The sequence below is a fragment of the Leeuwenhoekiella sp. CH_XMU1409-2 genome, assembly GCF_037029365.1.
Taxonomy (GTDB): Bacteria; Bacteroidota; Bacteroidia; order Flavobacteriales; family Flavobacteriaceae; genus Leeuwenhoekiella; species Leeuwenhoekiella blandensis.
The window spans coordinates 210,218-235,036 of record NZ_JAYMEI010000002.1; the positions used below are offsets into that span (position 1 = coordinate 210,218).

At 35.4% G+C, this 24,819-nt stretch carries 20 protein-coding genes; 19 read left to right on the forward strand and 1 reads right to left on the reverse strand.

From position 1 onward, the window contains the following. Positions 1-435 precede the first annotated feature (435 nt). From WA338_RS02740 to WA338_RS02820, 17 genes are all read left to right on the forward strand, one after another. Complete coding sequence (locus WA338_RS02740; protein WP_273016834.1) at positions 436-987, forward strand: potassium channel family protein; 552 nt, start codon at positions 436-438, stop codon at positions 985-987. A gap of 17 nt (positions 988-1,004) precedes the next feature. Beyond that, complete coding sequence (locus WA338_RS02745) at positions 1,005-1,487, forward strand: YybH family protein (protein WP_273016833.1); 483 nt, start codon at positions 1,005-1,007, stop codon at positions 1,485-1,487. Between the two features lie 6 nt (positions 1,488-1,493). Then, complete coding sequence (locus WA338_RS02750) at positions 1,494-2,204, forward strand: PepSY domain-containing protein (RefSeq protein WP_009778918.1); 711 nt, start codon at positions 1,494-1,496, stop codon at positions 2,202-2,204. Between the two features lie 4 nt (positions 2,205-2,208). Further along, positions 2,209-4,011 carry an efflux RND transporter periplasmic adaptor subunit gene (locus tag WA338_RS02755; RefSeq protein WP_009778919.1) on the forward strand — a complete coding sequence of 601 codons (1,803 nt, stop codon included), beginning with the start codon at positions 2,209-2,211 and terminating at the stop codon, positions 4,009-4,011. A gap of 54 nt (positions 4,012-4,065) precedes the next feature. Continuing rightward, positions 4,066-4,260, forward strand: coding sequence for a hypothetical protein (locus tag WA338_RS02760; protein WP_009778920.1), 195 nt, complete (start codon positions 4,066-4,068; stop codon positions 4,258-4,260). Positions 4,261-4,264: 4 nt separating this feature from the next. Beyond that, entirely contained in the window at positions 4,265-4,831 is a 567-nt protein-coding gene (locus WA338_RS02765; protein WP_273016832.1) for a helix-turn-helix domain-containing protein, read from the forward strand. Positions 4,832-4,922: 91 nt separating this feature from the next. After that, a complete protein-coding gene (locus WA338_RS02770; RefSeq protein WP_273016831.1) occupies positions 4,923-5,252 on the forward strand; it encodes a hypothetical protein in 330 nt (109 codons plus the stop codon). 39 nt (positions 5,253-5,291) lie between these two features. Beyond that, the gene (locus tag WA338_RS02775) at positions 5,292-7,691 is read left to right on the forward strand and encodes a TonB-dependent receptor (RefSeq protein ID WP_273016830.1); all 2,400 of its coding nucleotides are present in this window, start codon (positions 5,292-5,294) and stop codon (positions 7,689-7,691) included. A gap of 70 nt (positions 7,692-7,761) precedes the next feature. Continuing rightward, positions 7,762-8,265 carry a type 1 periplasmic binding fold superfamily protein gene (locus tag WA338_RS02780; RefSeq protein ID WP_336091953.1) on the forward strand — a complete coding sequence of 168 codons (504 nt, stop codon included), beginning with the start codon at positions 7,762-7,764 and terminating at the stop codon, positions 8,263-8,265. A 137-nt stretch (positions 8,266-8,402) separates the two neighbouring features. After that, positions 8,403-9,449 (forward strand): helix-turn-helix domain-containing protein, encoded by a 1,047-nt coding sequence (locus WA338_RS02785; protein ID WP_273016828.1) that lies wholly within the window; start codon positions 8,403-8,405, stop codon positions 9,447-9,449. 122 nt (positions 9,450-9,571) lie between these two features. Next, positions 9,572-10,567: a glycosyltransferase family 9 protein gene (locus tag WA338_RS02790; RefSeq protein ID WP_273016827.1), complete on the forward strand. Its 996-nt coding sequence runs from the start codon at positions 9,572-9,574 to the stop codon at positions 10,565-10,567. A gap of 366 nt (positions 10,568-10,933) precedes the next feature. Next, positions 10,934-13,336 (forward strand): TonB-dependent receptor, encoded by a 2,403-nt coding sequence (locus tag WA338_RS02795; RefSeq protein ID WP_273016826.1) that lies wholly within the window; start codon positions 10,934-10,936, stop codon positions 13,334-13,336. 2 nt (positions 13,337-13,338) lie between these two features. After that, the gene (locus WA338_RS02800; RefSeq protein ID WP_273016824.1) at positions 13,339-14,220 is read left to right on the forward strand and encodes a DUF4249 family protein; all 882 of its coding nucleotides are present in this window, start codon (positions 13,339-13,341) and stop codon (positions 14,218-14,220) included. A gap of 428 nt (positions 14,221-14,648) precedes the next feature. Further along, a complete protein-coding gene (locus WA338_RS02805; protein ID WP_009778927.1) occupies positions 14,649-15,212 on the forward strand; it encodes a DUF305 domain-containing protein in 564 nt (187 codons plus the stop codon). A 265-nt stretch (positions 15,213-15,477) separates the two neighbouring features. Further along, positions 15,478-17,736: a heavy metal translocating P-type ATPase gene (locus WA338_RS02810; RefSeq protein ID WP_009778929.1), complete on the forward strand. Its 2,259-nt coding sequence runs from the start codon at positions 15,478-15,480 to the stop codon at positions 17,734-17,736. Positions 17,737-17,756: 20 nt separating this feature from the next. Next, complete coding sequence (locus WA338_RS02815) at positions 17,757-17,969, forward strand: heavy-metal-associated domain-containing protein (RefSeq protein ID WP_009778930.1); 213 nt, start codon at positions 17,757-17,759, stop codon at positions 17,967-17,969. A gap of 14 nt (positions 17,970-17,983) precedes the next feature. Further along, the gene (locus WA338_RS02820) at positions 17,984-18,769 is read left to right on the forward strand and encodes a zinc-dependent peptidase (RefSeq protein ID WP_009778931.1); all 786 of its coding nucleotides are present in this window, start codon (positions 17,984-17,986) and stop codon (positions 18,767-18,769) included. A gap of 35 nt (positions 18,770-18,804) precedes the next feature. Here the strand turns inward: WA338_RS02820 and WA338_RS02825 are convergent, their stop codons facing one another. After that, positions 18,805-20,019 carry a site-specific integrase gene (locus WA338_RS02825; protein WP_009778932.1) on the reverse strand — a complete coding sequence of 405 codons (1,215 nt, stop codon included), beginning with the start codon at positions 20,017-20,019 and terminating at the stop codon, positions 18,805-18,807. Between the two features lie 578 nt (positions 20,020-20,597). On the opposite strand from WA338_RS02825, the gene WA338_RS02830 reads away from it, so the two are divergent. After that, positions 20,598-21,671 carry a Fic family protein gene (locus WA338_RS02830; protein ID WP_009778933.1) on the forward strand — a complete coding sequence of 358 codons (1,074 nt, stop codon included), beginning with the start codon at positions 20,598-20,600 and terminating at the stop codon, positions 21,669-21,671. 94 nt (positions 21,672-21,765) lie between these two features. After that, on the forward strand, positions 21,766-24,798 hold the full coding sequence (locus WA338_RS02835) for a carboxypeptidase-like regulatory domain-containing protein (RefSeq protein WP_272984526.1): 3,033 nt from the start codon (positions 21,766-21,768) through the stop codon (positions 24,796-24,798). Positions 24,799-24,819 lie beyond the last annotated feature (21 nt).

Below are 24,819 nucleotides of genomic sequence, written 5' to 3' on the forward strand. Positions count from 1 at the left end.
TGGTTAGTGTTAGTTCCTTCCCGTGTCAGGCACAAGATAATTGAAAAAGAAAGGTTGATTTGGTTAATAGCAGCCTGCATAAGGGAGAGGGAATAAATCCCCCTAGATTACTAGTATCTCTCTTCCTATGTCAGGCAAAATAAAAAAAAGTGAAGAAGAGAAGTTCATAGAAAAGTGCTTGACTATGAGAGGATGACCTATTTTTTGATTGATGGATAGAGTTTGACTCTCATTTTCAAGTGCAAATTAAATATGGAATAAAAATTTGACCTAATTAAGGAGATGAAAGATTGTTGTAAAGACGGATGCCATCGCAAAGCAAAAAAATCTGTTGTTAAAAAATGGTTCAATTACATAATATATATAATACTCATTACAATAATTGGTGGCGCGTTAGTAGTTCAACTATTTGAATAGAGGAATAACAAAAAGATTATGGAAGGCATAACAAAAACATCTAAAAGCACAGGCTTTTACGAACAGCTCTTTAAAAAAGTATTGTTCACCACAAGCGTAGTTGCCGTTTTGTCATTAAGTTATGTGTTATGGGTTAATGAAAACCCCGACAGCTTGTTTCTACCAATATTGGTAGTTGGGTTGGCCTTTGTCAAAACGATTTTTATTGTTAGGCTCACTTTTCTACAGTTAAGTAAAATAATAGGAGAAAGCCATCAGCTTACGCACGTTCTAACATTATTTGCTGTGTTAATAATTTTGATAACCCTATCATTTTCAGCAGATTATTTAGCATTGTACGGATTGAATTCAGAAAATTTTAAGTCAGCAACATCAATTAATGGTTCATTCCTTCTAGAATTTTTTGAATTTACATATTTCAGTCTGATCACTTTTTCATCCGTTGGCTTTGGTGATATAGTGCCTTTAACCATTTCTGGTAAACTCTTGGTAATTATGGAAGTTTTCTTGAGTTTTTTGGTACTTGTTTTTGGTATTGCCAACATTAATAGAATACACGTCAATAAATAACCTTATAAACGATGATTATGAAAACACTAAAATTAATAGCCACTATAATACTATGTTTTGCAACTGTAAATGCAATGAATGGACAAGAGGAAAAAAATCAAACAGATAAAGAAGCTGTCCTTAAGGTAATGAAATCATACAAAGATGCATTACAGAATCTTACAACTGAAGGCACATTCGAGTTGTTTGCTAAAGATTCTGAGGTATATGAATCTGGAGGTGTAGAAGGGAGCTATACTCACTATATAGAACATCATTTGGGACCAGAATTAGGGCACTTTAAAAGTTTTGTATTCTCAGATTACGAAATTGATGTGCAAGTAGATGCGCCATATGCCTTTACTACAGAAACCTACATCTATACCATTGTTTTAATCCCTGACGATAAGGGTAATTCCCGTACCATAAAGAAAAAAGGAGTTGCAACATCAATTTTAAAGAAGGTGGAAGGAAAATGGAAAATTATTAAAACACATTCATCATCAAGAAATAAAAAATAGCGGCTAATGATAGGTAGAAAAACGGCACTAAAAATTAGAAAGACTCATAGATACTTAGGTCTTTTCATTGGCATCCAATTCCTAATGTGGACTATCAGTGGTTTATATTTTAGTTGGACCGATATAGATGATATACACGGTGACCAGTTTAAGAATTTACAGTATCAGCCAAAGGCATTTCAAAACCTTTTAAGTCCTGCTCAATTAGACGTGCCAAAAGGCATACGCACAATAGAACTAAGAGATATAAATAAAATACCCTATTACTGGATAAATGAACAACAGCTTTTCAATGCCTTAAATGGAGAACTAAAATCAGAAATAAGCAAAGACGAGGCAGTTTATGTAGCAAAACAGTATATGAAGAAAGAATTAGAAATTATTAATGTGGAGCGTATCACAGAAGTAGGCAAACAGCACGAGTATCGAGAAAGGCTATTGCCGGCTTATGTGATATCCTATGCAGATAATGAAGCTTTAAAAGCCTATGTGTCAGTAAATGATGGGAAATTCCAAACTGTTAGGCATCGCCGTTGGCGTTGGTTCGATTTTCTATGGATGACACATACAATGGATTATGAAGGTCGAGATAATTTTAACACCACCGTTTTAAGGGCATTCTCATTATTGGGATTAATAACAGTATTGAGTGGGTTTTTACTATGGTATACATCATCACCTACAATCAGAAAGATAATAAAAAAGAAAAATAAATAATATTATGAATAAAAACATCATATACATAGGTGTTGCATTAATTGTTGGCCTGCTAGGGGGCTATCTAATCTTTGGTGGAGGTTCTGCTGATACTGCAACAAACAAGGTAAAAGACGACCACAATCATTCAGAGGAAATTGCATCAGGTCAAATGTGGACTTGTTCGATGCACCCACAGATAATGCAACCTGAACCGGGTGATTGCCCGATATGTGGTATGGATTTAATACCTGCAGAAACAGGTGCCGATGGGTTATTGGCAGACCAGTTTAAAATGACTGAAAACGCAATGGCATTGGCTAATATTCAAACAACCGTAGTAGGGTCAGGAGCCATTGAAGCGGGTACACTTAAACTATCGGGAAAAATAAGGGAAAATGAAGAGTCCAATGCTGTTCAGGTAACTTATTTTGCAGGAAGAATCGAAAGGCTTTACGTGAACTCTACGGGTGAAAGAGTTGGTAAAGGGCAGCGTTTGGCAACTATTTATTCGCCGGAATTGGTGTCCGCTCAACAAGAACTCTTAACAGCTGCTTCCCTAAAGGAATCTCAACCAGAATTATATTCAGCTGTCCGAAACAAACTTAAATTATGGAAACTTTCAGAAAAGCAAATTAATTCTATTGAGCAGGCAGGAAAAGTGCAGGAATACTTTCCTGTATATGCCACTGTTTCAGGAACCGTTACTCATAAAATGGTGGAAGAAGGTGATTATGTAAAACTGGGTCAACCGCTTTACAAAATAGCAAATTTAAATACTGTTTGGGCAGAGTTCGATGCGTATGAAAACCAAATAGCTTCATTAAAAGAAGGCCAAAGTATTAAAATTGTTACTAATGCCTATCCAAATCAAGAGTTTAATGCTAAAATTTCATTTATAGACCCACTTCTTAATTCAGCTACAAGAACCATAGTTGTACGTGCTGTATTAAATAATAGAAAAGACAAATTTAAACCAGGAATGTTTGTAGAAGGAAAGGTTGAAGGGACTGAAATGCAGATGAACGAAGCCATCAATGTACCAGCAAGTGCAGTAATGTGGACAGGAGAACGTTCTGTGGTTTACGTTAAGACTAACCCTAATGAGCCAGTTTTTGAAATGCGTGACGTATTACTTGGTAATGCTAGTGGAGACACCTATACCATTATCGAAGGGTTGCAAAATGGTGATGAAATCGTAACAAATGGAACATTTACTGTAGACGCTGCAGCTCAATTGCAAGGAAAGAAATCTATGATGAATGCTGAAGGGGGCAAAACAATGACAGGACACGAAGGGCACTTGGGGATGCAAAATGATGGTTCGGGAGATAAAATGAACAACACAAGTCATTCAGAGATGAACAAAAGAATAGAAGTTGCCAGCAAATTTCAAAATCAATTAAAAAGGGTTTTTGAAGACTATATTCTTCTAAAGGATGCCCTTGTTAATGACAATGCCACAGAAGCACAGACTGCAGCAAAAAAAATAGGTCAGAATCTAGCAAAGGTAGATATGAAATTATTGACTAATGAGGAAGCACATAACCATTGGATGACGATTCAAAAAGAACTGAAAAACTCTGCAAATGCCATTGAAAATAATTCAGATATAGCCACACAAAGAGGTCATTTTAAGCATCTTTCTGCTCATATAACAAGTGGTATAAAGCTTTTTGGAGTTAACCAAAAAGTATACCGTGATTTTTGCCCTATGGCAGATAACAATAAAGGTGCATTTTGGTTAAGTCTCGAAGAAGAAATTCGCAATCCGTATTACGGAGAAGCAATGCTAAAATGCGGTGAAGTAAGGGAGACTATAGAATAGATAATCTCATAGGTTGAATCAATATTTACCTAATACCATAAAAAAATAAACGCAATGGTAAGAAGAATGATGATGAGTGAAAGTAGAAGAAATAGAAGAAAAGCAGAAAGGAATAAGCGCATATACAAAAATAATATTTCTAGAAAAGATAAAATTATTGGTGTATTGGCCATTATTATCGTATTCCTTATTGCCGCCATTGCTGCATATTATTATTCGCTTTCAAAAGCTGGATTAAAGTTATTTTAAAAAAATGAGCTCTATAATTCACATAAAGAATATGGTCTGTCCAAGATGTATAGAGGCGGTTTCCGGTATTTTAATAGGGTTGAATATTCCATACAGTAGTATAAGGTTGGGTGAGGTAGAATTAGTATCGCAGCTTAATAAAGAAAAAAGGGAAATTTTATCTAACACACTTAAAAAGAAAGGGTTTGGTTTAATAAACAATCGGAAGGGCCAACTTATTGAGAAAATGAAGAATTTGGTGGTAGGTAAAATCTATCACTCGTCAGAAGGATTGAATGTTAAATGGCCGGACTTTATAAGTGAAATATTGCATCTAGATTACAAATATTTAAGTTCGCTATTCTCTTCGGTCGAGAGCATCACTTTCGAGCAGTACATCATCAACCAAAAAATTGAGCGTATAAAAGAACTTATAGCCTATGATGAATTAACATTAAGTGAAATAGCTTTTCAATTAAATTATAGCAGCGTTGCTTATTTGAGTAACCAATTCAAGAAAGTAACGGGAATGACGCCAACGCAATTTAAGAAGAGTACCATTCATAACAGAAAATTTTTGGATGATGTCTAACACAAAACTGTTTTATAGAATAAAAGGAAATACTGTTAGCTTCTTTGATATTAAAGTAAAAGCTTTTATGTCTTAACAGATAGAAAGAACAATGAAGAATAAAAAACTGATTGGTAAAAATATAGGGGCATTATTGCTCTTTGTGGCATTGATGACACCTTCTGTCATTCAGTTTTTTCATATGCTTGAAGGTCACGAATATACCAGTTGTACACAAGAGGTTACGCATATTCATCAATCCATTACAAAATGCGAGATATGTAGTTTCCATTTTACACCTATCAATTATGATATAGTCGAGTACCCTGATTTATTATTACCTAGAATTTATGTAAAGGTTGATGAAACCTTCACGCCATTACACTTCCATTCCTTCAAAATTAATAACAAACAACTACGCGCACCCCCATTGTTTTCTTAATGGACAAACTGATACATTTCATTTTAATTAAGAAATCATATGCGCAAATATGCACTATTGATATTGCTATTAAGCAGTATTACATCTTTATCACAAAATTGTGACAATACACTTACTGGTACAGTAACTGACCTTCACGACGGCTCTTTACTTATCGGCGCAACCCTTATTATTGCAGGTACTGAACAGGCTGTGCAAACAGATTTTGATGGAAAATTTACTTTTTCAAATCTATGCGACGGGACCTATTCCATACAAGTGTCTCATCCTTATTGTTTGACTAAAGGTTTTACAGTTAAAGTTTCTGGTAGCACGACCAAATCATTTAAGTTAGAGCATCATTTAGAAGAACTCAACCAAGTTATTGTCAAAGGGAAAGCCTACAGAGATAAATCCAAAACAACTTTTGAAAATACTATCGCCAAAGATGAATTGGAACGCTTTAGCAGTGGTTCCCTCGGCGACGCTCTTAACAGTTTAAGCGGTGTCTCTTCCCTAAATACAGGAAACACCATTGTAAAACCACTGATTAACGGTCTTCACAGCAGTCGTATTGTTATCATTAATAATGGCGTGCGAATGGAAGACCAAGAATGGGGAGCGGAGCACGCCCCAAATGTTGATATCAATTCGGTAGGTAACCTAACCTTGATAAAAGGAGCTGGTGCATTACAATATAGTGGCGATGCCGTAGGTGGTGTAATTGTGGCTGAGGCTTTAAAAGTTCCTGTAAAAGATAGCCTTTATGGCAAAACGCTTCTTACCGCAGTAAGTAATGGACGCGGGTCGTCTATCACATCCCAATTAACCAAAAGTTATCAAAATGGTTGGTATGCTTCGGGTCAGGGAACGTTAAAACGCTTCGGAGATTTTGAAGCACCTGATTATGTCTTGAGTAACACAGGTATTTTTGAACGCAACGCTTCTTTACAAGTGGGTCTTAACCGTTTTAACTATGGCATAGAGGCTTATTATTCACTATTTAGAAATGAAATCGGCATTTTAAGGGCTTCAGTTTTGGGTGGTGCTAGAGACCAAATTCGAGCTATAAACAGCGACAGGCCGTTAATCATCAATGATTTTACCTATCAAATCAATCAGCCCAGACAAGATGTTACCCATAATTTGGCAAGAATTAAGGGCTTTAAAAGGATTGACGGATTGGGAAAATTGAGCCTGCAGTATGATTTTCAAAGAAACAATCGTTTGGAATTTGATATCAGACGTGGTGAGGACAGGGAAAAGGCCTCTTTGGATTTGCAACTCGATACCCACACTCTGTTGCTAGACTTAAATTCACCTTTAACTGATGCATTGAATCTAAAGGTGGGCGTAATGGGAAGATTTCAAAATAATTTTGCAGACCCAGATACTGGCGTGCGACGATTAATACCCGACTATGACAAATATGATTTGGGACTATATGCTATAGCAGATTATAGATTGAATAACCAGTGGCTTCTTGAAGCAGGGGGACGTTTTGATTATGTCTATATGGACGTTTTTAAATTCTACAGAACTTCCTTTTGGGAATCACGTAATTATGACCAACTATTCCCAGAAATTGTGCTTGAGGAACTCGAAAATCAGATTCTGACCAATCCACAGTTGAATTTTTATAATACTTCTGGAACATTGGGAGCAACTTACACTTTTGATACGGATTACAAGCTGTATTTTAATTATTCCATTGCCTCACGGGCACCTAATCCTTCGGAATTGTTCAGTGAAGGCTTACATCATTCCGCTTCTCGCATAGAACTTGGCGATTTACGTTTCAATTCTGAAATAGGACACAAAGTATCATTGACATTTCAGCGAGACAATGACCTCTTTAGGTTTTCGATAAGCCCATATATCAACACAATTTCAGACTTTATCGTTATTGAACCTACTGAGATTCGGCAAACTATAAGAGGTAACTTTCAAGTATGGGAATATCGTCAAACCAACGCACAATTACTCGGTATAGATATGGATGCATCCTACGCCTTTGCCAAAAACATTCGTGTTAACAGTCAGTTTTCCCTAGTAAAGGGCTATGACCGTTCTAGAGACGAGCCATTGATTAGTATGCCACCGGTAAATACCAAGAACGAAATCGTTTATCAAAACCCGGAATTAAATAACATTCGCCTGTCATTACAGAGCGAGTATAACTTTCAACAAAATGAATTTCCTAACAACAATTTTGTGGTCTTCATACCAGAGACCGAAACAATGCAAACAGTTGATGTAAGTACACCCCCTGACGCATACCATTTGCTCAATTTCAATGCGAGCTTAGACTTTAATATCAACAAGAAATCGAAGTTAACGGTAGGCTTAGGGATTACAAACCTATTGAACAATTCATTTAGAAACTACCTGAACCGTTTGCGCTACTATGCAGATGATTTGGGCAGAAATTTTATAGTAAACCTTAAAATCAATTATTAATTATTTAAAAACAAAAATTATGAAAAATCTGAAATTTTTAACCACTACAATTTTCGCACTATTCTTATTCGTGTCCTGTTCCAATGACGATGATACACCAGAGCCAATAAATGAAGAAGAACCGCTAACTACCTTAACGGTTACACTTGAACCTGAGGGTGGTGGAACAACCATTACCTTACAGACCCGTGATTTAGATGACGATGGCCCAGAGCCACCAGTCGTTACTGTTTCGGGTAATCTAATTTCTGGGGTTACCTACAATGGTACCATTGTAATTCTTAACGAAACTGTGAGTCCTCCAGAAATAGTAACGGAAGAAGTAGAAGCTGAAGATGTGGACCATCAATTTTTCTATACCGCGGCTGGCGGTCTCGATGTGACAACGGAGTACGGCAATTTTGATAGTAATGGCAATCCACTTGGAACGGAATTTACCTTAACTGCAGGTGCGGCAAGTTCTGGAACCTTAACGTTCACATTACGTCATTTACCTACGAAACCAAATACTGGTCTTGATGATGCAGGGGGCAATACAGACATTGCAGCACCTTTTAACATAACCATAGAATAGATTGAAATTCAGAGTACATTTTTATTTCTCAAAATAGATGCCATTCATAATTATTTGTGAAGGGCATCTTGTTCCAAATTTCGTTAAAAAGCCTCTGCTGGAAAATGTTCGAATGTAATATAATCAAATTATAATATATGCTTAAAGTTATACAAATAGTTGCCTTGGTACAAGGCCTGTTCCTCCTCCTTGTTTTTTGGAAAAGCAAAAGAAATTATAGAAAAATAACCTTTAGACTTTTTTGTGGAAGTATCATATCGGTGATATTATACATAGTTGGCGATGATGATAATAACCTTTTCGTGGAAGATGCAGATTGGTTCTTCTTCGACAGTTCATTGTTTCTTACATTTCTTTTTTTATACTTCAAGTATTTTAATTCGGACAAAGTGGCTTTTTTAAAGAGGGATTATTTGTTTTTCTTGCCTAGTATATTTTTATTTTTAAGTGAAACATTGGAGATTTTTTCAGAACGGGAAAACGAATTTTTAGAGATTGCTGAGACATTGATCGAGTTTGTGTTTTTGGGTTACTTAATCCATATCTTATACAATCTGCTTAAAACTAAAAGGGCTAATAGGATTTTGTATTTAGTTGTTCCTATTATTTTAACAATGAGCATTTCATACATAAACGGTGTTCTCGATTTGTTTGAGATGGAGCCCATTTTGTTTTCTGATGATGATGATTTTAATACCTATCTGATTCTTATCGTTGCGTTCCTATTTTATTTCATAACGTTTTATTTAATTTTGAGGCCAAAGGAGCTTATACCTAACGCCAAAATTACCAAATACAAATCTTCAAGCTTAAAACCTGAGACTATTGAAAACTATAAAAAAGCCTTGATCCAAATAATGGAAAAGGAAAAGCTGTATATGGATTCTAGGTTATCAATCCATAGGGTTTCAAATAAATTAAATATTCCAAGGCAATATATTTCTGAAGTTCTGAACATACATATGAATATCAGTTTTCAGGATTTTGTCAATGGATATAGGATTGAAGCCTTTGTCGTTAACCTGCAAAACAACCAGTATGCTCATTATACCCTTTTCGGAATTGCCTCAGAAGTTGGTTTTAGCTCTAAGTCCTCCTTTAATGCCACTTTTAAGAAAATCAAGGGGATGACACCTTCACAATTTAAGCATTCCATTGCTAAAAAAAATTCATCTGGTACATAATAAGTATTCTGGACAACAAGCAAATAATCTAGTACAATTTCATTTCGTTTTTTTAAGGAATTTAAATCCTTCTAGAATTGTTGATTAAAAAGTTAAATCCACTAAAGAATAGATTATTTAGTATGATGACTGGTTCTTTTAGAAACTCCGAAAGAATCAATCTAATAGAAAGCCTTCCTAGAGATTCAGAAATTAAAGTTTTAATTACAAGACCAAATCATAGGCTAGGTAATCAACTCTTATTAACCCCTTTAATACAAGAGATTAATAAACAATTTCCTAACTGTAAAATACATTTAATAGTTAATGGTAACCTTTCTTACATATTGCTCTCCAATTACCAATGTGTAGAGACAATTTTTAACCTTCCTAAAAAGCCATTTAACAATATTATAGGCTATTTGAAAAAGTCTTTAAGCCTAATCTTAAATAAATATGACATTGCCATTGTGGGATGTGAAGATTCAAATTCAAGCAAAATTTTTGTTAAGCTTTCAAGAGCTAAATTAAAAATTTACAACTCAGGCACCAATAAACTGAATAAACCTGAACATATTGCAAAAATCCCTGTATATAATCTAAGAAAATTTATGAATCCATCAGAAGGTAGTACCCATAGGTATCCGAAGCTATCCATAAAACTATCTAGGCAAGAAATAGAAAAAGGGGATCAACTAATTAAAGCCTTGTTTAATGGCGAAAAGAAGACTATTTGCATTTTCACTTTTGCCACAGGAAATAAATGTCTCTCAAAAAAATGGTGGTTAAAATTTTATAAAGAACTAAAAACTGAGTTTACCGATTATAACATTTTAGAAATATTACCCAATGAAAATGTATCTCAAATAAATTTTAAAAGTGTGCATTTTTATAGTAATAATCTTAGGGAAATTGCCTCTGTAATTGAAAATTCTGTTGTTTTCATTGGGGCTGATAGTGGTATAATGCATTTATCATCGTCTACAAATACAACTACATTTGGTTTGTTTAATGTTACTAACTCAAAAACCTATGAGCCATATGGGGATAAAAATGAATCTGTAAAAACTAACTCTCTTAAAATTAGTGAAATTATCACAAAAATTAAGGAGTCAATATTTTACAACCAGGATATATGAAGTTAATAGCAATTTTCATACTAAAGACAAAAAAATAAACTTCTGTAAAAAAAGCTCCAGCAAAAGACCAATATACTCATTATACCTTTTTTGGGATGACTACGAAGGTTAATTCTAGTTCCAAGTTCTGTTTTTGTGCTAAATCCAAAAAAATCAAAGCAATATCTCTTTCTTTATTTAAGAATTCCATTTCTGAAAAAAAGTAATTGGTACAGAATAAGCATTCTGCACAACAGTCAAATAATCTTGTGCATTTACAATTCGTTCTTTTACAGTCTGTAAAGCTAGTCATTTAAGTCGAGAGTAATCCTTATTGAGATTAGTGTCAGAGTAAAATAATTCTAATTTAAAACAATTAAACTGTAAATGAAACATCCCACTCAATTATTCAGGAAACCATTTTTATCATTACTTTTTATCTTAATTAACACCACGTTATTTGCCCAAGAGAAATATACCATACGGGGAAGTATCAGTGATGTAATTAATGGCGAAACAGTATTGGGAGCATCGGTTTACTTAAAAGGAACCACTATAGGAGCAACCACAAACGAGTATGGTTTTTATTCTATTACAGCACCAAAAGGAACATATACACTAATCGTTTCCTATTTAGGTTACAAAGAGATTAAGAAAGAAATATCACTTACCGAGGATATAAAGTTAAATTTTGAGCTTGAAGAGGCTTCAAACACTTTAGAAGAGGTAATTATTACAGCAGATGAAGGCATAGAGAAACTTAATGTAAGAAAACCGCAGATGGGAGTTGTTGCCTTAAAAGCGGAAACAATTGAATTAGCACCTGCTGTATTGGGTGAAGTAGATCTTATAAAAACCATCCAGCTTCTGCCGGGAGTATCAAACAATGGAGAAGGTTCAGCAGGCTTTAACGTAAGAGGTGGCGCAGTAGACCAGAATTTGGTACTTTTAGACGAAGCCATCATTTATAACACATCTCACTTTTTCGGATTATTTTCTGTCTTTAATAATGATGCCATAAAAAATGTGAAGCTTTATAAGGGCGACATTCCTGCAAGATTTGGAGGCAGGACGTCTTCGGTATTGGATGTAAGACAGAAAGAAGGTAATAATAAAGACCTGGAACTCAATGGTGGTATTGGATTAATTTCAAGTAGGCTTGCAGTAGAAAGCCCAATGTTTAATAAAAAGGGCTCCTTTCTTTTGGCTGGAAGAACCACTTATGCTCAGCTTTTTTCTGGTTTGTTGGACGATTTGGGAAATAGTAATATTAGTTTTTACGACTTAAATCTCAAAACCAACTATGAAATTAACGAAAACAATAAAGTCTATTTGTCGGGGTATTTTGGTAGGGATGTATTTAATATTTCTGGTCTTTTAGACAGTAATTATGGCAATGCCTCTGCCAACCTGCGTTGGAATCATATTTTTAATGACAAACTTTTCTCTAATTTATCGCTTATTTACAGTAAGTATGATTATCAAATAATACTAGATTTTGATCAATTGGATTGGATTTCAGATATAGAGAATTTCAATGTAAAGTACGACCTTAACTATTATGCAACCGATAAATTAAAAATAGATTTTGGCCTAAATGGTATTTCCTATAATTTAAATCCAGGAGAGATCGTGCCGTCTACCCCAAGTTCTTCAGTTAACCCTTTGATATTAGACCAGAAAAATGCTTTTGAGGCTGGCGCTTATGTAAGTGCAGAGCATACAATTACAGATAAGCTTACCGCAAGGTACGGATTGAGATATAGTACGTTCAACAGACTAGGCCAGCAGACTATCACTAATTATGCCAATAACCAGCCCGTAGTTTACAATCAAGAATTAGGGATTTATCAAAGCGGTACAGCGGTTGGTAGCACACCGTATTCAAGGGGGCAAACAATCAGGAAATTTGGGAATTTAGAACCACGATTGGGATTATCATATAAATTAACCGATAAATCATCAGTAAAGGGAAGCTATACGCGTACGGCTCAATATCTACATTTACTGTCAAACACAATATCTGTAACCCCTTTAGATGTTTGGACACCCAGCGGACCCTACATAAAACCACAGCTATCAAACCAATACGCCCTGGGGTACTACCGCAATTCCAACGATAACAAATATTCATTTGAAGTAGAAGCCTACTATAAAACAACAGATAATCGTATTGATTATATTGACGGAGCCAACCTATTAGGAAATAATACCATAGAAACGGAAATTTTAAATGGGGAGGCAAGAGCCTATGGTTTAGAGTTTCTTTTAAGAAAAAACAAAGGCCGTTTTACCGGTTGGCTGGCATATACACTAGCTAAATCTGAACAACGCTCATTTGGGGGCAATGCCGGAGGTCCTGGTATTAACAACGGCAATTGGTACAATACACCTTATGATCGCACACACGATATATCTCTATCAGGAGTCTATAAATTATCCGATAAATGGACATTTAGTTCAAACTTGGTCTATCAAACGGGTCGCCCGGTTACCTATCCTTCCGGTCAATTTGAATACGAAGGATCTTCTATTGTCATCTACGACGAGAGGAACGCTAATCGCCTGCCTGCCTACCATAGGTTAGATATTGCAGCAACCTACAAACCCAATCGCAAACCAGATAAACGGTGGAAAGGAGAATGGATTTTTAGCATTTATAACTTATATAACAGAATGAATGCGGCGTCGATTACTTTCAATCAAAATTATAATACTGGTGTAAATGAAGCCTTAAGAACTTCGATTTTTGGTATTATCCCATCAATAACGTATAACTTTAAATTTTAGTCATGAATTCAAGAATAAAAAAAATAATCAACAAATTAAGATCTAAAGCAGCGGTAACGATTATACTTCTAAGTTCAGTTGTTTTTTCCTGTACAGATGTAGTAGATGTGGCTGTGCCAACTGAAGCCTCTCGTCTTGTTATAGAGGCGTCTCTGGATTGGGAAAAAGGCACTTCAGGAAATGATCAAACAATTAAACTTAGTCTTACCACACCGTTTTTTGATACAGCCCTAGATCCGGTAGTCGGTGCATCTGTAAGCGTTGAAAATGTCACAAATGGAGAAGTTTATGTGTTCGAGGATCAGCAAGATGGAAGGTATACTATTTCAGATTTTGAGCCTATTGTTAATAATGTCTATAATTTGGAGATAATCTATAACGATGAAACCTATATCGCACAAGAAACATTAATGCCAGTTCCTGAAATAAACAGGATAGAACAATCACGTATAGGTGGCTCAGATGAAGAGGAGTTAGATCTTACTATTTATTTTGACGATCCCGAGAATGAAACAAATTTTTACTATGCTACCTTTTTAGAAGGCGATGATTTATTCCCTCTAAGGGTGGTTGTATCAGATGAATTTACCAATGGCAATGAAGTATCTATTTTTTATGAAGAAAATGAGGCCGATGCAGAAGACGAAATATTACCTGGAGATATGGTGGATATCAACTTGTATGGTATTTCTGAGCTCTATTATGACTTTTTGCATATACTTATAGAACAAAGTGATAACGTTGGTGACCCTTTTGCAACCATACCAACAAGACTAAGAGGAAACTTCATAAATCTTCAGAACCCAGATAATTATGCCTTCGGATTTTTTAGAGTCACTGAGGTCGTAAATCAAGTTTATACTTTTGTCGAACAGGAAAACTAATAGTATTACAGAAAATTAGAAGTTATGGGAGAACCGACGTTTCTAAGATTTTTTTTAGAGCATCTTGTTATAGGTCCTGTCTACATAAAGGATAAGTCATAAATGATTATTTTATAAATGATAGTATATTGTGAGCACAAATTTGTTCTAAATCAGATTGCTCAAATCATTATTGTTTAGTAATACTTCTGGTGTTTTAAACTATTATAATTTAATATTTTCTAACATTTCAAATGAGTTAAAATATTATCCATTGTAGTTCATACTTGTTTTCTATAAATCTTAATTTTAATAAATTAAACTAATTAAAATAACCAAATTTTAATAAATTAAACTAATTAAAATAACCAAATTTTAATAAATTAAACTAATTAAAATAACCAAATTTTAATAAATTAAACTAATTAAAATAACCAAAAATATAAACTATGGAAAACAACGAAAAAAAGCCAAATAATTATTTAAAGTTTTTCGCAATGATTGGCACCTCAATGGTTGCGATGTTCTTTTTGATGTACACACATTCATATCAGATTATTGACCATTTCTGGTACAGTGAGACCCGTTTTTTTATGACCCTGATTATGGGTGGGTCGATGGTCATTATTATGCTTCTGTATATGTTAAATATGTACAAAGAGAGAAACAAGAATATTATGATTTTGAGTCTAGGGGTTTTATTGATTGCAGGGGGGATTTGGCTAGTTCGAAGTCAAATAACAGTTACAGGTGTTGACTATATGGAAGGAATGATACCCCATCACTCTATAGCAATTTTAACTAGCGAACGTTCTAAAATAAAAGATGTCAGGGTAAGGAAACTTGCCGATGAAATCATCAAGGCGCAACGTAGGGAAATAATGGAAATGCAATGGTTAATCAATGACATCAAGGAAAATGGAATAGTGGAAACAGAAAGTGAAAGGCAAAATAGACCTGTGCCAAAATTTGAAGGTAAACTAGATGAGGAAACAAAAAATCTAAACGATTAAAAACATAAGTATACATCATCGATTAAGAGAAAAAGGATTTACCTTAAATAATCTTTCCAATTAGGGAATGGCTTTAGAGGTTGAAAATCTTTTTTCTTTTAGAGGTCGATGGATTCAAAAAAAAATTAACTGCCAGCCTGCAAAAAGCTCTTTACAGGAACCACAAGTCAATTTTTCAGCAAATTTAACAACTCTTTCAGCGAATAACGTAACAGCTTTCCCGTGTTCTATTCCGAAATTTGTGAAATACAAAACGGAGTAATAAATGGAAGCAACCAACATATTCAAAACCAAACCCAAAGAACAAAAAACAGGCATAAAAAAATCCTTTCCAGTTACGGGTATGACCTGTGCGGCCTGTGCCAGTAGTGTTGAGTCGATTCTTTCCCATACTGATGGCGTAAACAAGGCCATCGTAAATTTTGCCAGCAATTCGGTTTTAGTCGATTACGATGAAACCATTTCTGAAGAAAAACTTCAGAACGCACTGCGTGAAGTGGGCTATGATATCATTATCGATGCAGACGACCCAGTGGAAGCACAACAAGAGCTTCAGCAAAAGCATTACCAAGACATTAAAAACCGAACCATTTGGTCAGCTATTCTGACGCTGCCCATCTTCGTACTTGGAATGTTTTTTATGCAATGGGAACCTGGTAAGTGGATTTCTTTGGTATTGGCTATTCCCATTCTCTTCTGGTTTGGGCGTAGTTTTTTTATCAATGCTTTCAAACAGGCCAAACGTGGCAAGGCGAATATGGATACCTTGGTGGCTTTAAGTACGGGCATTGCATTTTTGTTTAGTGTGTTCAATACCTTATTTCCGGAATTTTGGTTAAATCGTGCTATTGAGCCACACGTTTATTACGAAGCGGCCACGGTCATCATTACCTTTATTTCCCTTGGAAAATTATTGGAGGAAAGGGCAAAATCGAACACTTCATCCGCAATAAAGAAACTGATGGGATTACAGCCCAAAACGTTGAAGATTATTGAGAACGGCTTAGAAAAGGAGATTCCGATTTCCGAAGTCCAAGTTGGTCAGACCATCTTGGTACGCCCTGGAGAGAAGATTCCTGTTGATGGTGAAGTTTCAAAAGGGAGCTCTTATGTAGATGAGAGTATGATTACGGGAGAACCTGTTCCAGTACAAAAATCCAAAGAAGAGAAGGTGTTTGCCGGTACCGTCAATCAAAAAGGAAGTTTTCAATTCAAGGCAGAAAAAGTGGGAGGTGAAACCCTGCTTTCCCAAATCATAAAAATGGTACAGGAAGCACAGGGCAGCAAGGCACCTGTACAAAAATTGGTCGATAAAATTGCTGGAATATTTGTTCCTATCGTATTGGGGATTTCCATTGTTACCTTCATTGTCTGGATGTCAGTAGGAGGCGATAATGCCTTCTCACAAGCCTTATTGACCTCGGTAGCCGTATTGGTTATCGCTTGTCCCTGTGCCCTGGGCTTGGCAACGCCGACTGCCATAATGGTGGGTATCGGCAAGGGAGCGGAAAATAATATTTTGATAAAAGATGCCGAAAGTCTAGAGCTTGGACATAAAGTGAATGCAGTAATCCTTGATAAAACGGGTACGATTACGGAAGGAAAACCATTGGTAACCGACATTTTTTGGAAGCATAAGCTTGAAAATAAAAATGAATACAAGGAAATTCTTTTGGCTATCGAATCACAATCAGAACATCCTTTGGCAGAAGCGGTAGTCAATCATTTAAAAGAGGAAAATATTGTACAAGCAGAAATTACTTCCTTCGAAAGTATCACGGGAAAAGGTGTAAAGGCCAAATCAGAGAATGGTTCAAAATATTATGTGGGCAACCATAAACTTATGGTCGAAAAGAATATTCAAATCGACGCTTCTTTGATACAAACAGCAGAAAGTCTGGAAGAGAAGGCAAAAACAGTCATATTCTTGGGTAACGAAAATCAAGTGCTTGCGATACTGGCAATTGCGGACAGGATTAAAGAAACTTCAAAAAAAGCCATCGCTACGCTTCAAGAAAGGGGCATCGAGGTCTATATGCTCACGGGAGATAACAATAAAACGGCTTCCGCCGTGGCAAATCAGGTGGGGATTTCAAATTACCAGGGCGAAGTAATGCCTTCGGACAAAGCCGCTTTTGTTGAAAAATTACAGACAGATGGAAAGATAGTCGCAATGGTAGGCGATGGTATCAACGATTCGCACGCTTTGGCGCAAGCCAATGTGAGTATTGCAATGGGTAAAGGTTCGGATATAGCAATGGATGTAGCGAAAATGACCTTGATAACATCGGATTTACAATCCATCCCAAAAGCATTGGAATTATCAAAAAGAACTGTTTTGGGCATACGTCAGAACTTATTTTGGGCATTCATTTACAACATCATTGGTATTCCAATCGCAGCAGGGGTTCTTTATCCCGTAAATGGATTTTTATTAGACCCGATGATTGCAGGTGCAGCAATGGCATTCAGTAGTGTATCCGTTGTTGCAAATAGCTTAAGACTTAAACGAGTAAAACTTTAATAATAAATAAATTCAATACTATGAAAACTTTAAAATTTAAAACAAATATCAATTGTGGTGGGTGTGTATCGAAAGTAACCCCTTTTTTAAACAAACAAGAAGGTGTAGAAAGTTGGGAAGTAGATACCTCTAATCCTGATAAAATCCTAACCATTGAAAGCGATGGTGCAACCGAAGAAGACGTAAAATCAACTTTGCAAAAAGTAGGATTTAAGGCGGAACCTGTAGATTAATACGTTTTTTTAATATGGCTTACATTTTAATTTTAGTTGTGATTGTTCTCTTTGCTGTTCATTTTTATAGAAAAGCGAAACGCCATAGTGTAAAGCCATTTCCAGAGGATTGGCACAAATTACTGATGGATAATGTGCTGTTTTACAGAAACCTTTCAAAAGATAGGCAGCTTATTTTTCAGCAAAAAATGATGCAATTTTTAAGTGAGGTCTATATCGATGCTGTGCAGTTTGAATTGGAAGAATTGGATAAGATTTTAATTGCGGCAAGCGCAGTAATCCCTGTTTTTGGTTTTAAAGAATGGCATTACACCAACTTAAGCGGTATCCTTTTATATCCAGATTATTTTAATGAGGATATGCAATTTAGTAGTAAGGATAACTCAAGAAATATTGGTGGAATAGTTGGGAATGGACGTTTTGAGAAGCAAATGATTTTATCTAAAAAAGCATTGTACCACGGCTTTAAAAACACAACCGATAAAAGTAATACTGGCATACACGAATTTGTGCATCTTATTGATAAGCTGGATGATAGTACAGATGGAGTTCCAGAGCGATTATTAGAACATCAATATGCATTACCTTGGTTGAATTTAATTCATAAGGAAATGGAAGCCATAAACGACAATCATTCTGATATCCGAAAATATGGAGGTACAAATCAAGCTGAATTTTTTGCAGTAGCTTCAGAATATTTCTTCGAGCGTCCAGACTTACTCAAAAAGAAACATCCCGAATTATACAAGATGTTGGTTAAATGTTTTAATCAGAAACTTATAGGTTCAATTGAAGTATAGTACACCTTAAGAGGTAAAGTTTGCTGTAGGACAATTCAAAAGTTAACAACGCTATCTAAAGCATCATCTGCTTCTTTATGGATAAAATTTGCCTGATAATTCAGTGTAGTTTTCAAGTCACTATGCCTATATAGTTTTTGTAACATTAAAGGATGAATAGAATCACCGGCAATATTGCCAAAAGTATGTCTGGCAATGTGCATTGTAATCTTCTTGTCTATTTTTGCTTTTTTGGCAATGGATTTTAAGTTATCGTTAAATTTTTTGGTTGCCGTTTTTCTTTTATTATAAATGTCTTTTGCATCATCCAGATTGGCCTTTTTCAATTCAGGAAAAACAAAATCGGTAGCGTGTTTTTTATCATCTCTGTAGAAATCTAAAATACTTAGAACCTTATCTGGAATTTTTAAGGACAGTAGTTTTGAGTTTTTATTCATTCTATAATGAAGCCTATTGTCGTATATGTCTGACCACTTTGTCCAGAGTACATCTGTAACCCGCATTCCTGCAAAATAGAAACTGAAAAGCCAAACATTCCTTGTATGGATTTCATTACAGGTTAGATTATCTAAAGCTTCAATAGCTCTTACCTCAATAATATTCAACCCTATTTTTGTAGTCTCAGGAAACTTGATTTTAATTTTGTCACCACCGAAAGGATATAGTTCCCTACTGACTATTTTTAGCTTTATAGCTCTGTTGAATAATAAGCGGATTAGGACAAGAATATTCATTATTGAAGTCTCTGCAAGGTTGTGTTTAACTTTGAGGTATATCATTAATTTTTTAAGAAAACGCTCGTCAATTTCTTGAAATGAAAGCTGTTTAGATTTGTGAAATTTTACAATGTAACTAATCAATGCGCTGTCCGTAGATAGACGGTTTAACTTTTCTGCAACTTCCAGTTCGTCCAGATGTTCTTGTGCCAGTTCAAAGAAAGTTGAGGAATTCCCTGAGGCATAAATTTCTTTTTTAATCTGGTTTGCTGAAGCATCTTTATATTCGGACTGTAAATCAATAAGTGCCTTATTGGCATCAGAAAGTTGTTGTGATAGCAACTTGTTTAGGCTATCAGCATTTGGGTTTGATTTTTTTACCCGAAGGTTTTTCTCGTCCCATTCCTCAATATCAATATAATGACCTACATATTGATAGGTGGAACGACGGTTTTTTGTAATTCGAATAGCCAACGGATATTGCCCCTTGGTGTTCGGTTTTTTGCGTAGAACTATTTTTGCATTTGATGACATAATTGACCTGTTTTGAGTACGAAAGTCAAATCAGGTACAACATAGGTACAACATTGTGTTTTTTGCTCAATTTTTGCTGTACAATTTCTATAAAGATACGAATTTATTGGGCTTTTTAGGTACAACATAGGTACAACAAATGCTGAAATCAACTGATATTAAATGACTTTAAAGAAAATGAAAAAATGACTAACTCATTGAAAATGAGCGTTTTTGTGTTTCTTTGGTGCAATATACGCTAGACTTAGGATCTAGTGCCGCAAGGTGTGAGAGTTCGAGTCTCTCCGCCTGTACAAAAAAAACCTCTGATGAAAATCAGAGGTTTTTTTGTTTTCTATTCTAAATACATTTCTTTCTCAATTGTGTTAGTCTGTTTATTTTATAGGTTTTGACAGGAAGCAAAAGAATATGTTTCTGTATTTCTATGGGGTGAAACTATTATCAAACAGCTACCTCTTAACTTACTGTAGCAAAAGCAATGTGTCTTCTTTGCGATATGTCGATATATTGTAGATATTTCGACATATATTTACAGTATGTCGATGTATTCGACATAATTGTTTTTAAATGTCGATATCATGTACAATCCTGAAGAAGCCTATAACGACCTTCCTTTATTACCTCCAGTTGTTGAGGTTGAAACTAAGAAAATATTAAAGCAAGCCATTGTATCTAATAAAATATTAGCGGAGTTGAAGGGTAGAGCAGATGAAATACCAAATCAATCTATGCTGGTAAACGCCATTACCTTGCAGGAAGCAAAGGATAGTTCTGAAATTGAAAATATAGTGACGACACAGGACACTTTGTATAAAGCTTTTTCGTCTAATATTTCTACTACAGATGCTCAGACAAAAGAGGTTTTAAGATATCGTCAGGCATTATGGGAAGGATATACTGATTTAAGTAAAAGACCACTCTCTACAAATTCCTTTATTCAAATCGTACAGACTATTAAAGAGAACAATTCAGGCATACGTAATGCACCCGGAACAAAAATTACGAGTAATGGTAAGACTATTTATACGCCACCTGAAGGTGAGACTGTAATTAGAAGTCTTCTCAAAAATCTGGAAGATTATATTCATGCAGATGATGATGTTGATCTTCTTATAAAATTGGCAATAATGCATTACCAGTTTGAAGCGATACATCCCTTCTTCGATGGAAATGGGAGAACTGGTAGAGTAATCAACATGCTCTTTATGGTTGAGAACGGGCTTTTAGACACTCCTATACTTTATCTAAGTAAATACATCATCGAACATAAGAATGCCTATTATACAAACCTTAGAGGTGTAACCGAAAATTCAGCGTGGGAAGCCTGGATTCTCTTTATTTTAAAGGGAATAGAAGAAACGGCATTATACACTTTAGAAAAGATTAACTCCATTAATAGTTTGATGCATGAAACCATTGTTTTCGCAAAAGAGCAACTTCCTGCTCGAGTGTATTCTAAAGAGTTGATAGAACTGTTATTTGAACAACCCTATTGTAAAGTTAAATACCTGGTGGATAATGGAATTGCTAAACGTCAAACTGCAGCGGAGTACCTTAATGCGCTTGAAGCAATTGGAATCCTAAAATCACAAAAAGTCGGAGTTGAAAACCTGTATTTAAATGTAAAATTGTTTGAGCTTTTAAAGCTATAAGAGGGAATATTGATTGAATATTTGCCTAAAACGTTTTTTTTTTTTTTGAACTTATACCTCAGTAAATGTGTACTTTAGAAGGTGTGTTCAAAATATGAAAGCTAAACTACTTATTGCGCTCTTGTTGATTTTGCTTCAGCCTATTCTTGTTGAAGCTCAAAACCGTACCGTAATAAGCGGAAGCATTTATGATGCAGAGACCAAAAAGGCACTTCCTTATGTGAATATTGGCTTTTTAAAGGAAAGTATAGGTACTGTTTCTGATGAAAACGGAGAGTTTCATTTAGCTGTTGATGCAACCACTATTGGGCAAAATTCTAGCTTGCAAATTTCTTATATCGGTTATAAAACACTAACGCTTTCTGCTGCTGAATTTTTCTCGCAAGCAGCGGGAGATTCAAAATTTTATCTAGAGCCAGAGCCTTTCAGTTTAGCAGAAGTTGTCCTAACTAACGAGTTACGAAAAGAAAAGAATATTGGTTCGTTAAGGATCAAGCAAGGCGTGACAGGTTATTGGCTTAATCCCGAAGCCTTAGGAGGTGAGATTGCCACAAGGTTTAAGGTTGAAAATAAAAAGACCAAGCTTCACGATCTCAAATTCAACATCACAAAGAATAATTCGGGTGGTATTAAAGTGCGGGTTAATGTCTATAACTATAAAGAAGGTTACCCGGCAGAGAATATCTTAACTCAAAATATCATTTATGAAATCAGAGGAGATGGCGTGCAGACCATAAACCTTGAGCCTTATGATATTTTAGTTGATCAAGATGTCGTGGTTTCTTTAGAATTGATTGAGGTTTACGGTAGATATATAGATTTTGAAGTTGGAGGTTCAGACTATAAAACATTTTCATTTACCAGACTTTATAACCAAGATGATTGGGAACGCGTGAACCAAGGTTTGATGTTTAGTCTGAGAGTGTCTTATCCTAGCGAGAATGGCAAAGTGATCCCACGAACTCGAATTACACCTAAAAACCTTACGGTGTATTGGGATGCTTCAATAAAAATGAGTTCAGACAGTCGTGATGTTGATGAGGAATTAAAGCTGTTGCGAAAATATTTAGATCATCTGAACTATGCTTCTGTAAATGTGATCGTTTTTAGTGCGCTTAAGATGGAAGAGAGGGCATTTTCAGTGAAAGATGGAGATTCAAAAAATATTATCAAGTTCTTAGAAAGTGTTACCTATGATGGTGAGGTAGATTTTGCAACTATTTTAAAAGACAATACAACTGAAGCCGATGCCGCATTATTATTTTCAAACGGAAACACGATTTTTTCAGCGTTGAATCAAGAGGTATATCTGCCAACCTATAGCATAAGCTCTAGCCCTGAGGCAAATCATGAAAGCTTACAAAAAGCTAGTTTTTACGGCGAAGGACATTACATCAATTTAGAAAGCTTATCTGTTAACGAAGCGCTTGAGCGGATGCTTACGTTTCAGGCAGACAATGAATCATTTGAAGATAATCACAAAAATACCATCACAGGAGGGATCTATACCGAAGATACTATTGCTATTCCGCAAGCGGCCATTCGAGTTAAAAATACATTGAAAGAAACACTAAGTGATAATCTGGGTAATTTCAGTATATCTGCTGATAAAGGTGATGTTCTTATCATTGATGCCTTAGGTATGTATGAAAAACAACTAGTGATTGAAGCCGATACAAACCTGCAGGTGGCGTTAAAGCCTAACACTACAGTTTTAGACGAAGTCAATATTTACACAAAAATCAAGCAAGAGTCAGAAACTAGACTCACTCCGTATGGAGAGAAAAAAGTTGATGCCATTGGGTATACGGTAGATGAACTTACAAAGAATCAAATTTTACCAACTGATACGCGCCTCGATGATATCATTGGCAGAATTCCGGGAGTTTTGATCTCGGGGGTTGGAACAAATAAACGCTATAGTTTTCTCAATAATGTTACAAGTACTACAGGGATGTTTGTAGATCCTAATCCTGCTATTGTGATTGATGGCACTCCATATTCTCAGGGAAACGGTTTAAGCAATTTGCCTCCAATTAACGTGCAGAATATAAAAAGCATCAGAGCAATAAAATCTCTTGCAGGAACTAATCGGTATGGTAGTATTGCAGCTTTTGGTGCGATAGAAATTATAACACAGGACGGCGTAGTAAATACTCAAGATAAGCATCAGGCAAACAAAAACCGTGCACTTATTAAAGGTAACGACTATCGTGAGCAAGAGGTATCTCTCTGGGAAGAGGTCAACAATACGTCGAGTTACACAAAAGAGTTAGAAATGGCTTCAACTTTTAAGGAAGCTCAACGTATTTATGAAAAGCAGAAATCTGTGACGCAGATGACTATTCCTTATATTTTAAATGTTTCAGATTACTTTAAAAAATGGGACGCTGATTACTCCTATGTTGTCTTGACCAATATTGCAGCACTAGCAAGTGACAATCTAAAAGCATTAAAAACTTTGGTTTTTAAACTTGAAGAACGAGGGAATTTTGATAAAGCACAGATGGTCCTTGAGCGTATTTTAGAATTACGTCCTAGTGATGCTCAAACGTATCGGGATTTGGCAATGAATTATCAGGAAACCCACAAATATGAGAAAGCTTTTGATTTATATAAGCGAATGCTTGCAAATGCCATACCTGAAGCCGATTTCTCAGGATTACGTGAAGTGATAATTGATGAGTTGAAGCATTTGCTCGCGTTACACCGCAGTAAAGTTGATTTTAAAAGCTTACCTGCAGACCTACTCAAAGCAGGATTTAAACAAGATATTCGTTTAGTTTTTGAATGGAACGATCCCAACACAGATTTTGAATTACAATTCGTAAATCCTCAGAAAAAGTATTTTAAATGGTCGCATACGCTGTTTGATAATCGAGACCGACTTCTCAACGAAGTGAATAAAGAGTATGCTGCAGAAGCTTATCTTATAGACGACGAGGAGCCTGGAGAATGGATCATCAATCTGGAAGCCTTTGATCAAGAGGATTCGAATAATCCCAACTTTTTAAAATATACGATTTATAAAAACTACGGATCCAAAAACGAGACCAAATTGACTAAAGTTATTCAGCTAAATACACTGAATTCTAAGGTGACTTTAGATCGTATTGACTATAAATAGCCTTCGAGATTTCAACAAAAA